This window comes from Pseudogulbenkiania sp. MAI-1, assembly GCF_000527175.1.
GTDB lineage: Bacteria > Pseudomonadota > Gammaproteobacteria > Burkholderiales > Chromobacteriaceae > Pseudogulbenkiania.
This window is the reverse complement of the sequence record NZ_AZUR01000001.1, coordinates 4329214-4339789: the sequence shown is the minus strand read 5'-3', so window position 1 is coordinate 4339789 and position 10576 is coordinate 4329214. Positions and strand designations below refer to the sequence as shown.

Sequence of the window (10576 nt, the reverse complement as noted above, 5' to 3'; positions counted from 1 at the left end):
TCGGCATGGCGCAGGCGCGCTCCTTCCCCGGCAACGAGAGTAACCTGGCCCGCAGGGGGACGGTTTCTGTTCAATTCTTACGCAGCGGGTGGGGGTCGCTAAGTTTTGACATTCTAATAGTTTTCCGGAAAGTTATCCACAGGGAGCGAAAAAATTAGCGATTGACAAAGCGGGCCGTTTCTTGTGAAATCACGTGTTTATTTCCTCGTTTCGAAATAGGAACACCGAATCATGAAACGCACTTACCAGCCCTCGACCACGCGCCGCAAGCGCACCCACGGCTTCCTCGTTCGTTCCAAGACCCGTGGTGGTCGCGCCGTTCTGGCCGCTCGCCGCGCCAAGGGTCGCAAGCGTCTGGCCGTGTAAGTTTTGGCCTTTCGCTTTCGCCGTGCGCACCGGCTGTTGAAAACGGATGAATTTTCATCCGTTTTTAGTTTGCGGCAAGCGCGCAGCAACCCGTATTTTCAGGTATACGCCCGCCCCAACGGCCTGGGCCGCCCGCGACTCGGTCTCGTGGTCGGCAAGAAGGTCGCCAAGCGGGCGTATCGCCGTAATTACATCAAGCGCACCGTTCGAGAGTGGTTCCGCCTGAACCAGCAGACGCTCGGCTCCGTCGATTACGTGGTGCGTTCCCGCCTCGTGTTCGACCGCGAGACGCGCACCGAAGCTGTCACGGCGTTGTCCTCACTCTTTGGTAAACTAGCCCGATGTCACGCCTCTTCATCTTCCTGATCCGCTGCTACCAGGTCGCCATCAGCCCGTGGCTCGCGCCGCGCTGCCGCTATATGCCGACCTGTTCCGGCTACGCGATCGAGGCGGTGAAGAAACATGGCGCCTGCAAGGGCGGCTGGCTGGCTGTTCGGCGTATTTCGCGCTGCCACCCGTGGGGCGGCAGCGGCTACGACCCGGTTCCCTGACCTTTCCCGGTAACGAGAGATGGATTCCAAGCGACTGATCATTTTCATCGTTCTGTCCATGAGCATCCTGCTGCTCTGGCAGGAGTATTTCGCGCCCAAGCCGACGCCGCAGCAGCTGGCCAAGAGCCAGACCACGGCCGGCGCCCCGGCCGCGCCCGGTGCCGGTGCCTCGGCAGCCCAGCCGGCCGACGCCAGCAAGCTGACCTCGGGCCAGCGCATCACGGTCAACACCGACCTGTTCAAGGCGGAGATCGACACCGTCGGGGGTGACCTGCGCCGCCTGGATCTGCTGAAGCACAACGCCGCCGAGGACGCCAGCAAGCCGTTCGAGCTGTTCACCGACAAGGGCGGCCGCGTGTACGTGGCGCAGACCGGCCTGGTGGCCACCGCCAACCCGGCGCTGCCGACGCACAAGACCGTGTTCACGGCCGAGAAGACCAGCTACCAGCTCAACGGCGACAAGCTGGAAGTGAAGCTGACCGCACCGGAAGCCAACGGCGTCAAGGTGAGCAAGGTGTACACCTTCAAGAAGGGCGCCTACGACATCGACGTGCGCTACGACATCACCAACGGCGGCAGCGCGCCGCTGGGGGCCACCGCCTACTTCCGCCTGCTGCGCGACGGCGAGGCGCCGGAAGGCGAGAACTTCATGGCGCATACCTTCACCGGCCCGGCGGTGTACACCGCCGAGGGCAAGTTCCAGAAGGTGACCTTCGACGACCTGGCCAAAGGCAAGGGCGATTACGCCAAGAGCGCCAATGACGGCTGGGTGTCGATGCTGCAGCACTATTTCATGTCGGCCTGGATCGTCAAGCCGCTGAACGGCCAGAGCATCTGTGCCGCCGGAACGCCGTGCCGCTTCGAGCTGAAGGAGAGCAACGGCCTGTACTCCGCCGCCACGCTGGTGGACCTGCCGGCAATCGCGCCGGGCGCCAGCCGTTCGATCACGGTGCCGCTGTACGCCGGTCCGGAAGAGTACAACGTGATCACCAAGGTGGCCGACGGCATGGAGTACGCCAAGGACTACGGCTGGGTGCACATCTTCGCCTCGCCGCTGTTCTGGCTGTTGACCAAGCTGCACGCGCTGGTGAACAACTGGGGCTGGGCGATCGTGCTGCTGACGCTGATCGTCAAGGCCGTGTTCTACCCGCTGACCGCCGCTTCGTACCGCTCGATGGGCAAGATGAAGGCGCTGGCGCCGCGTCTGGAGCGCCTGAAGGAGCAGTACGGCGACGACCGCATGAAGATGCAGCAGGCGGTGATGGAGATGTACAAGAGCGAGAAGGTCAATCCGCTCGGCGGCTGCCTGCCGATGCTGATCCAGATCCCGGTGTTCATCGGCCTGTACTGGTCGCTCTTGGCCTCGGTGGAGCTGCGCCAGGCGGACTGGATCCTGTGGATCGACGACCTGGCCCGCCCGGACCCGTTCTACGTGCTGCCGGCGATCATGGCCATCACCATGTTCCTGCAGACCTTCCTCAACCCGCCGCCGGCCGACCCGATGCAGGCGAAGATGATGAAGATCATGCCGGTTGCGTTCTCGGCGATGTTCTTCTTCTTCCCGGCCGGCCTGGTGCTGTACTGGGTGGTGAACAACGTGCTGTCGATCGCCCAGCAGTGGTACATCAACAAGCAGATCGAGAAGGCCAAGAAGCTGGCGCTGCAGTCCTGAGCCGCTTCGTAGCCACGATGACGAGCCCGGCCTTGATGGCCGGGCTTTTTTCCTGGCACGCTGGGTGTGGCCAGAAGCCCGATGGGTTACGGCGCAAGCGCCTTCACCCATCCTACACGTCCACCACCGGCGAGAGCGTAGGATGGGTGGCGCAGCGCGAAACCCATCGCCTTATTGAGAAAAGCCTGACCGAAACGGTCTAAGAACCAGACCGTTTCGGCCAGATTTTTCCGCCCTACCCGCAGGACCGCCACCATGTCGCTTGCCTACACCCCGACCACCATCTGCGCCATCGCCACCGCTCCCGGCCGCGGCGGCGTCGGCGTCATCCGCGTTTCCGGCCGCGAGCTGCAGTCGTTCGCCCATGCCATCTCGGGCGGCAAGGTTCCCCAGCCGCGCTACGCCACCTACAGCGACTTCCTCGGCGCCGACGGCACCCCGATCGACAACGGCCTGATGCTGTTCTTCCCCGGCCCGAATTCGTTCACCGGCGAGGACGTGCTCGAGCTGCAGGGCCACGGCGGGCCGGTGGTGATGAACATGCTGCTGGCGCGCTGCCTGGAGCTGGGGGCGCGGCTGGCCGAGCCGGGCGAGTTCACCAAGCGCGCCTTCCTCAACGACAAGCTCGACCTGGCGCAGGCCGAGAGCGTGGCCGACCTGATCGACGCCTCCAGCGAGACCGCCGCCAAGAGCGCGCTCAAGTCGCTGAAGGGGGCGTTCTCGCACGAGATCCACCAGCTGGTGGACGAGCTGATCACGCTGCGGATGCTGGTCGAGGCGACGCTCGACTTCCCGGACGAGGAGATCGACTTCCTCGAGGCGGCCGACGCGCGCGGCAAGCTCGCCGGGGTGCGCACGCAGCTGATCCGGGTGCAGGCCACGGCGCGCCAGGGCGCGATCCTGCGCGAGGGCATGCACGTGGTGCTGGTGGGCCAGCCCAACGTCGGCAAGTCGAGCCTGATGAACGCGCTGGCGGGCGACGAGATCGCCATCGTCACCGACATCGCCGGCACCACGCGCGACACGCTGCGCGAGGAAATCGTCATCGACGGCGTGCCGGTGCACGTGATCGACACCGCCGGTCTCAGGGATACCGAGGACGTGGTGGAGAAGATCGGCATCGAGCGCACCTGGCAGGCGGTGGACAAGGCCGACCTGGTGCTGGTGCTGGTGGACAGCCGCGAGGGGCTGGGGGCCGAGGTGGCCGCCATTCTGGCCCGCCTGCCCGAGCGCCTGCCGCGCGTGTTCGTGTTCAACAAGGTGGATTTGTCCGGCGAGGCGCCCGGTCTCGCCGAGGAGGACGGCCACCCGGTGGTGCGGTTGTCGGCACGCACCCACGCCGGCGTGGACGCGCTCAAGGCCAAGCTGCTGGAGATGATCGGCTACAGCGGCGCCAGCGAGGGGGTGTTCCTGGCGCGCGAACGCCACCTCGACGCCATCCGCCGCGCCGCCGACCACCTGGCCGCGGCCGAGGAGGTGTGGCAGCAGGTGGAGCTGTTCGCCGAGGAGCTGCGGCTGGCGCAGCACGCGCTGTCGGAAGTGACCGGGGAATTCACCCCGGACGATCTGTTGGGGGTCATCTTCAGCCGGTTCTGCATCGGAAAGTAATTTCACGTCCGGCAACGCCCGGCGAAGTCCACAAACCCTATTCAACGCCCCATGGCGGTGCGGCGGCTGCCAATCCTCTATTTTGTAGCTACAATAAATCATGAACTATGAATGGGATGAGGCCAAACGCCTTGCCAACATCGCCAAGCATGGCTTGGACTTTGTTGATGCGCCCTTGGTGTATGAGAGCCCGATCAAGCTCGAGGCCATCAGCGAGCGCAATGGGGAACGCCGGATACAGGCATTTGCCTACGTCTATGAAGTCTTGACAGTGCTGACACTGGTGTATGTCCCCAACGCCGGGGCGGTGCGCTGTATCAGCTTGCGCCGTGCCCATTCCGATGAAAGGAGCCTGTACCATGAATGGCTTGCCAACCACGATGACGAGTGAGGCCCTGCAGGCCATGCGCGAGCGGGGCGAATCAAAAAGCGATCTGGACCGCGTCAAGCGCGAGGCCGAACAGGGAGTCGAGCCGGACACCAGCGGGGACGATACCCCCGATCTGGCCGCACTCCGCCAAGCCGTGCGGCAGCGAGGCCGCCCCAAGAAAGACAGCAGCAAGCTGCAGGTTACGGTGCGCTATTCCCCCGATGTGATCGCCCGCTTCCGCGCCACCGGCCCCGGCTGGCAGTCACGCATGGATGCCGCCCTGCAGGACTGGCTTAAAGACCATGACCCGCGCAAGTTGCCGGCCTGATGGCCCAACGCCAGCGGGATCCCCCCAGCAGGACAGGTGCAGCGATGAATAAGGCGGATGCCGCATTCAGCGCTGTGGGCTGGCTGGCCGTGGCGGCCATGGCCGGCGGCGGGGCCGTGTTCACGGCGCAGCGCCACGGCTGGGCGTGGGATACCGCACTGTATGCAGCCTTGGCCGGGCTGGCGCTGGGTGGCTTGTCTGTGGTGGCCGTTGCCTGGCTGGTGTCGGTACTGTGGCGATGGGCGAGGATGCGCGCGTACACCCGCTGTTGTGGGCTGGCTATGCTTGCCCCCTATTAAATCGTTGCTTCTATGCCATTGCTTCACAGCTTCCTGCCGCTGCTTGTCAATCCAGTCTGCCAAATCCTGTAGATGCACCATTCGTGGTGATTTCTGGCTTTTCGCAAACGCAGTGACCGCCGCCTAGCCCGGCAGGTCGCCGCTCAGCGCCGGGTAGCTCGTGCGGCCCGGCACGCTGGCGCGGCAGAGGGTTTCGGCGCGGGCGAGCAGCCGGGCGGCTTCGCCACCGTCCTGCGGGAACGCGGCCACGCCGAGGCGGAGTGCGATGTCCACGCGGTGCTTGCCCAGCATGAACGGCTGCGCCAGCCGCGCCAGCAGCGGGTTTGCCACGGCGGCGGCGCTGGTGCCGGCCGGCAGGTCGGCCAGCAGCACGGCGAACTCGTCGTCGCCCAGCCGCGCGACGCAGTCCTGCGGACGCAGGCCGTGTTCCAGCCGCCGCCCCACCAGGCACAGCAGCTGATCGGCGGCGTCGCGGCCGTAGCGCTCGGCGATGGGGAGGAAGCGGTCCAGGGCGAGCTGCAGCAGCACGACCCGGCTGCCGTGGCGCTCGGCCCGGGCCAGGGCGCGCTCCAGCCGCGCCTGCAGCAGCGTGCGGTTCGGCAGGCCGGTCAGGGGGTCGTAATGGGCCTGCCGCCAGGCTTGCTGTTGCCGTTGCCGTTCTTCGCTGAGGTCGCTGAACAGCGCGATGTAGTGGCACGGCTGCCCCTGTTCGTCGAGCAGTACCGAGACTTTCAGCCATTCGGCCTGAACCTCGCCGTTCTTGCGGCGGTTGCTGATCTCGCCTTCCCACTGGCCGTCCTGGCGCAGGCCTTGCCACAGCGTCTTGTAGAACGCGTCGTCGTGCCAGCCCGAGGCCAGCATGGCGGGGGTGCGGCCGGTGATGTCCTCGGCACGGTAGCCGGTGCGCAGGCTGAAGGCACGGTTGACCGCCACGATGACGTTGTCGAGATCGGTCACCATGATGCCTTCGCTGGCGGCATCGAACACCGACTGCGCCAGCCGCTGCGCCGCCTGGCCGGCCAACAGCGGCGAGATATCGGCGAACGTCAGCAGGGCGGCGGGTGCCCGGCCCGCGCCGTCATGGCTGAGCGGGCGCACGCTGAGCGAGACCCACTGCGGCTCGCCCCCGTGGCTGGCGATGCCGAGCCGCTCGCGCTCGAGCGGCGCCGCGTCGCGCACGGCCGCCAGACCGAGGGACGGATCGGCGGCCAGCGGTGTGCCATCCGGGTGGATCAGCCAGCGCCCGGCGCTCATCCGCCCCGTCGCGTCGAGGTCCAGCAGCCGCCGCGCCTGCGGGTTGGCGGAGGTGGCCACGCCCTCGGCGTCGACCACGACGACGCCTTCGTCCAGGCTGTCGAGCAGCGCCTGGCGCTGTTCTTCACTCTGCCGCAGCCGCCGCTCCAGTTCGTGCCGGGGGCTGGCATCGAGCACGATGCAGTACAGCAGGTCGCGCCCGTCGAGCCGCACCGGCCCGGTATAGATCTCGACCTCGCGCGCTGCGCCGGAGGCAAGCCGGTGGATACAGGTGAAGTAGCCGCTCTCGCCGGCCAGCACCCGCTCCACTTCCTGCTGCAGCACGGCCGCCGGCAAGGTGATGAGCTGCGGCAGGCGCATCTGCACCAAGGTCTCGCGCGGGTAGCCGTAGAACTCGGCGGCGGCCGGATTGGCATCGACGATGCGGGCCCCGGCCGGATCGACCAGCAGCTTGACCGCGGCGTTCTTCTCGAACAGGTTGCGGTAGCGCGCCTCGCTCTCCAGCAGGGCGCGCCGCTGCCGTCCCGCCCGCAGCAGCAGCACGCTGACCGCCACCGCCAAACCGCCCAGCAGCAGCGAGCCCAGCGCGCTGCGCCAGCGGCTGGCGGCGATGAGGCGCTCGATCGGCGACAGGATGGCGCGTTCGTCGAAGCCGACCACCGCGATCAGCGAGAACAGTTCCAGCGTCTGCCAGGCGTAGGTGCGCGGCACGTGGTCGATCGCCGAAGTCAGCCGGAAGGTGCCGTGCCCGCCGGCGGACGGACCGCGAAACGGCGCGTTCAGGTCGAACAGCTGTCCCATGGTCTTGTCCTGCAGCCGGTTGCGCGCCAAAAAGCGCCCGTCGCTGCGCAGCAGCGCTATGGTGTCGTTCGGTCCGAGCCGCAGCGCGGCGAAGCGGTTGACGAAGTAGTCGGGAGCGATGGAGAACACCATCACGCCGGCGAACTGACCGCGCCGGAACAGCGGGCGCGAGAACTGGATGCTCCACGCCTTGGAGACGCGTCCCAGCAGCGGCTTGCTGATGTGGATCTGGTCGGTGCGGCGGATGGCGTGCACCTTGAAGTGATCGCGATCGCCCAGGTAGACGCGCAGCGAGCGGTTCAGATTGGAGTAGGCCAGATAGCCCTCGGCATCGATCACGGCGATCTGGCGCAGCATGCCGGGCGGGAAGGCGGCGATGGTCTGGCTGGCGCTCTGCGCCATCAGCTCGGGGGCGACGAGGTATTCCGCGCGCAGGTTCTGCAGGGCGTAGTCGACGTTGGCCAGCGCGCCGGCCTGGCTGTCGGCGACGGTGGCCGCCAGTTGAGCGGCATGCCGGGAGGCCTGTTGCAGCGTATGCGTGCGCAGGGTGTCGTGGCTCTGCTCCAGGCGCAGCCAATAGGCCGGCAAGGCCAGTGCGGTAGCCAGCAGGACGAGAGCCGCGGCCAGGCGCAAACGGGAAGCATTCCACATGGTATTTTCAGGCAGGGACCGAGTTAACCGGCATGCGCCGGAGCGCCTCGCATTCTACCGGAAAAACGTTTGTCATCATGCCGGATGAGTACATGAGCAACAAATATTTACAATTTTTCCGGTGGTCACGGGCGGAACGGGAGGGGCAACGGCTGCGCCATGCCGGCGCCATGACGGCGGTGTTCACGAGCGACGGCCACCCCGGGACGGGCGCGCCACCGGGCGCCCGCGCAGCGAGAAGGCTTCCCCGCCCGGAACCATGTCATATGCTGAAAGCTGGATGGCCTGACAGGACCCTGTTCTCATGCGCGAACATTACGATGTGCTGGTGGTGGGGGGCGGCATCAACGGCTGCGGCATCGCCAACCTGGCGGCCCAGTGCGGACTGTCGGTGCTGCTGGTGGAGCAGGACGACCTGGCCGCGCATACCTCGTCGGCGTCCAGCAAGCTGATCCACGGCGGCCTGCGTTACCTGGAGTACGGCGAATTCCGCCTGGTGCGCGAGGCGCTGGCCGAGCGCGAGGTGCTGCTGGCGATGGCGCCGCACATCATCCGTCCGCTGACCTTCATCCTGCCGCACCACAAGGCGCTGCGCCCGGTGTGGATGATCCGCCTGGGCCTGCTGCTGTACGACCACCTCGGCAACCGCGAGCAGTTGCCGGCCAGCCAGCGCCTAGAGCTGGCGCAGCACGCGACCGGCGAGCCGCTGCGCCCCGCCTTCCACACCGGCTTCTGCTATTCCGATTGCTGGGTGGACGACGCCCGGCTGGTGGTGCTCAACGCGATGCAGGCACGCGAGTACGGCGCCGACGTGCTGACCCGTACCCACCTGGAGGGGGCCTGCCGGGGCGAAACCGGCTGGCTGGCGCGGCTGATCGACCCTCGCGGCCAGCCGTGGACGGTCACGGCCGACGCGCTGGTGAACGCCGCCGGGCCGTGGGTGGAGCGGGTGCTGGAGACCACCCTGGGCCATGCCGGCCGCTCCCGGCTGCGGCTGGTCAAGGGCAGCCACATCGTGGTGCCGAGGAGGTACCAGGGCGAGCACGCCTACCTGCTGCAAAGCGGCGACCGGCGCGTGGTGTTCGTGCTGCCGTATGGCGACTACAACCTGATCGGCACCACCGACGTGCCGTTCGACGGCGACCCGGCGGCGCTGTCGGCGAGCCCCGCCGAGATCGATTACCTGTGCCGGGTGGTGAACGAGTATTTCCGTACGCCGATCCGGGCGGAGGACGTGGTGTGGAGCTTTGCCGGGGTGCGGCCGCTGTTCGACGACGGTTCGGCCAGCGCCGCGGCGGTGACGCGCGACTACCATCTCGAGCTGGACGGCACGACGGTTCCGCTGCTGTCGGTGTTCGGCGGCAAGCTCACCACGCATCGCCAGCTGGCACGCGTCGCACTGACGCGGCTGGCCGGCCACTTCGGCCGGGAACTGCCGCTGGAACTCCCGGAAGGCCCGCCGCCGGCGCTGCCCGGCGGCGTGCTGCCCACGCTGACGCTCGAGACCTACCGTCAGCAGCTCGCCAAGCGTTTCCCCTGGCTGCCCGAACCACTGCTGAGCGCGCTGCTGCAGCGCCACGGTAGCCTGATCGAGGTGCTGCTGCAGGGCGCGTCGACCTTGGCCGACTTCGGCACCGATCACGGCGGCGGGCTGTACCAGCGCGAGGTGGAATACCTGATCCGGCAGGAGTGGGCGCGCCAGCCCGAGGACGTGCTGTGGCGCCGCAGCAAGTGCGGGCTGGCGATGAGCGAGGCGCAGCGGCAGGCTTTTGCCGATGCCTGGGAGACGCGCTACGCGGGGTTGGTCGGGGATTAGCAGCGCCCTTCCAATTCTCCCAGCCGGTCCGGCCGGTCGGTGCACAGCATGTCCACCCCCCAGGACTGCAGCAGCCTCGCTTCCATCACGTCGTTGACGGTGTACGCCATCACCGCGTAGCCGGCGCGGCGGAGGGTGTCGACTCGTTCCAGGTTCAGGCTGGCGTGGTGGCAGTGCAGCGCCACGGCACCCACCGCCTCGAGCCGCGCGCGCCAATCGGCGGGGGGCGAGACGCACAGCAGGCCACGCGGCAGTTCCGGCGCCGTCGCGGCGGCCGCCTGCAGCGCTTCGACCGAAAACGACGACAGCAGCGGCGGCACCCCGGCTCCTTTCCACAGGCGGCACGCCGCTTCGGCCACCACCCGCCCGGTTTCGGCCTCGCGCCCAGGGCACGGCTTGATCTCCAGGTTGGCCAGGATGTCGCCGCCGCGGCACAGCGTGGCCAGTTCCTCCAAGAGCGGCAGCGCTTCGCCGGCGAACGCCGGATGGAAACGGCTGCCGGCGTCCAGTTCGCGCAGCTGCGCCAGCGTCAGCGCGCGGGCCGGACCACTGCCGTTGGTGGTGCGCGGCAGGGTGTCGTCGTGCAGCAGGAACGGCTCGCCGTCGGCCGACAGCTTGACGTCGCACTCCACCGCCCGCACCCCGAGCCGCGCCGCGATCTGCAGGCCGGCCAGGGTATTTTCCGGCGCCAGCGCACCGCCCAGGCGATGGGCGAACACCAGCGGATAAGGCCATGAGGGCATGATCACCTCGAGGAGTTCGGTCGGAATGGGCCGCTGGCCATGACAACAGCCATATTGCTCGCCACAGCCAGAAGCCATTGGAATCGATTATTCTTTCGGTCTCTCTGTTCCCTTAAT

11 protein-coding genes and 1 pseudogene are annotated in these 10576 nt (G+C 67.4%); 9 read left to right on the top strand and 3 right to left on the bottom strand.

What is annotated here, in order from left to right; translation table 11 throughout:
* Positions 1 to 231 precede the first annotated feature (231 nt).
* From rpmH to PSEMAI1_RS22275, 8 genes are all read left to right on the top strand, one after another.
* Positions 232 to 366: a 50S ribosomal protein L34 gene (gene rpmH / locus PSEMAI1_RS0120380; protein ID WP_008955801.1), complete on the top strand. Its 135-nt coding sequence runs from the start codon at positions 232 to 234 to the stop codon at positions 364 to 366.
* Positions 367 to 369: 3 nt separating this feature from the next.
* On the top strand, positions 370 to 732 hold the full coding sequence (gene rnpA / locus PSEMAI1_RS21600; protein ID WP_084612743.1) for a ribonuclease P protein component: 363 nt from the start codon (positions 370 to 372) through the stop codon (positions 730 to 732).
* Positions 708 to 917, top strand: coding sequence for a membrane protein insertion efficiency factor YidD (yidD, locus tag PSEMAI1_RS0120375; RefSeq protein ID WP_024304645.1), 210 nt, complete (start codon positions 708 to 710; stop codon positions 915 to 917). The genes rnpA and yidD overlap by 25 nt, the downstream gene beginning before the upstream one ends.
* 19 nt (positions 918 to 936) lie before the next feature.
* Positions 937 to 2589: a membrane protein insertase YidC gene (gene yidC / locus PSEMAI1_RS0120370; protein WP_024304644.1), complete on the top strand. Its 1653-nt coding sequence runs from the start codon at positions 937 to 939 to the stop codon at positions 2587 to 2589.
* A 255-nt stretch (positions 2590 to 2844) separates the two neighbouring features.
* On the top strand, positions 2845 to 4197 hold the full coding sequence (mnmE, locus tag PSEMAI1_RS0120360; protein WP_024304643.1) for a tRNA uridine-5-carboxymethylaminomethyl(34) synthesis GTPase MnmE: 1353 nt from the start codon (positions 2845 to 2847) through the stop codon (positions 4195 to 4197).
* Between the two features lie 100 nt (positions 4198 to 4297).
* Entirely contained in the window at positions 4298 to 4588 is a 291-nt protein-coding gene (locus PSEMAI1_RS0120355; RefSeq protein ID WP_024304642.1) for a BrnT family toxin, read from the top strand.
* Positions 4557 to 4895 (top strand): BrnA antitoxin family protein, encoded by a 339-nt coding sequence (locus tag PSEMAI1_RS20790; RefSeq protein ID WP_024304641.1) that lies wholly within the window; start codon positions 4557 to 4559, stop codon positions 4893 to 4895. Before PSEMAI1_RS0120355 ends, PSEMAI1_RS20790 begins: the two co-directional genes overlap by 32 nt.
* A 44-nt stretch (positions 4896 to 4939) precedes the next feature.
* Positions 4940 to 5194 (top strand): hypothetical protein, encoded by a 255-nt coding sequence (locus tag PSEMAI1_RS22275; RefSeq protein WP_029770871.1) that lies wholly within the window; start codon positions 4940 to 4942, stop codon positions 5192 to 5194.
* Between the two features lie 39 nt (positions 5195 to 5233).
* Here PSEMAI1_RS22275 and PSEMAI1_RS22360 read toward each other — a convergent pair.
* Together PSEMAI1_RS22360 and PSEMAI1_RS0120340 are read right to left on the bottom strand one after the other, a co-directional pair.
* Positions 5234 to 5299 (bottom strand): annotated as a pseudogene (locus tag PSEMAI1_RS22360) (pyocin activator PrtN family protein); the annotation flags it as partial.
* 18 nt (positions 5300 to 5317) lie between these two features.
* The gene (locus tag PSEMAI1_RS0120340) at positions 5318 to 7900 is read right to left on the bottom strand and encodes a PAS domain S-box protein (RefSeq protein WP_029770869.1); all 2583 of its coding nucleotides are present in this window, start codon (positions 7898 to 7900) and stop codon (positions 5318 to 5320) included.
* 304 nt (positions 7901 to 8204) lie between these two features.
* On the opposite strand from PSEMAI1_RS0120340, the gene glpD reads away from it, so the two are divergent.
* A complete protein-coding gene (gene glpD, locus PSEMAI1_RS0120335) occupies positions 8205 to 9716 on the top strand; it encodes a glycerol-3-phosphate dehydrogenase (protein WP_024304640.1) in 1512 nt (503 codons plus the stop codon).
* Here the strand turns inward: glpD and ugpQ are convergent.
* A complete protein-coding gene (ugpQ, locus tag PSEMAI1_RS0120330) occupies positions 9713 to 10459 on the bottom strand; it encodes a glycerophosphodiester phosphodiesterase (RefSeq protein WP_029770868.1) in 747 nt (248 codons plus the stop codon). The two genes, glpD and ugpQ, sit on opposite strands and share 4 nt — an antisense overlap.
* Positions 10460 to 10576 lie beyond the last annotated feature (117 nt).

What these genes read in the sequence shown, in the direction of transcription:
- PSEMAI1_RS0120340 (WP_029770869.1), bottom strand. Translation starts at nt 7,900, where the DNA reads ATGTGGAATGCTTCCCGTTTGCGCCTGGCCGCGGCTCTCGTCCTGCTG.
- yidC (WP_024304644.1), top strand. Translation starts at nt 937, where the DNA reads ATGGATTCCAAGCGACTGATCATTTTCATCGTTCTGTCCATGAGCATC.
- PSEMAI1_RS22275 (WP_029770871.1), top strand. Translation starts at nt 4,940, where the DNA reads ATGAATAAGGCGGATGCCGCATTCAGCGCTGTGGGCTGGCTGGCCGTG.
- PSEMAI1_RS20790 (WP_024304641.1), top strand. Translation starts at nt 4,557, where the DNA reads ATGAATGGCTTGCCAACCACGATGACGAGTGAGGCCCTGCAGGCCATG.
- rpmH (WP_008955801.1), top strand. Translation starts at nt 232, where the DNA reads ATGAAACGCACTTACCAGCCCTCGACCACGCGCCGCAAGCGCACCCAC.
- yidD (WP_024304645.1), top strand. Translation starts at nt 708, where the DNA reads ATGTCACGCCTCTTCATCTTCCTGATCCGCTGCTACCAGGTCGCCATC.
- ugpQ (WP_029770868.1), bottom strand. Translation starts at nt 10,459, where the DNA reads ATGCCCTCATGGCCTTATCCGCTGGTGTTCGCCCATCGCCTGGGCGGT.
- mnmE (WP_024304643.1), top strand. Translation starts at nt 2,845, where the DNA reads ATGTCGCTTGCCTACACCCCGACCACCATCTGCGCCATCGCCACCGCT.
- PSEMAI1_RS0120355 (WP_024304642.1), top strand. Translation starts at nt 4,298, where the DNA reads ATGAACTATGAATGGGATGAGGCCAAACGCCTTGCCAACATCGCCAAG.
- glpD (WP_024304640.1), top strand. Translation starts at nt 8,205, where the DNA reads ATGCGCGAACATTACGATGTGCTGGTGGTGGGGGGCGGCATCAACGGC.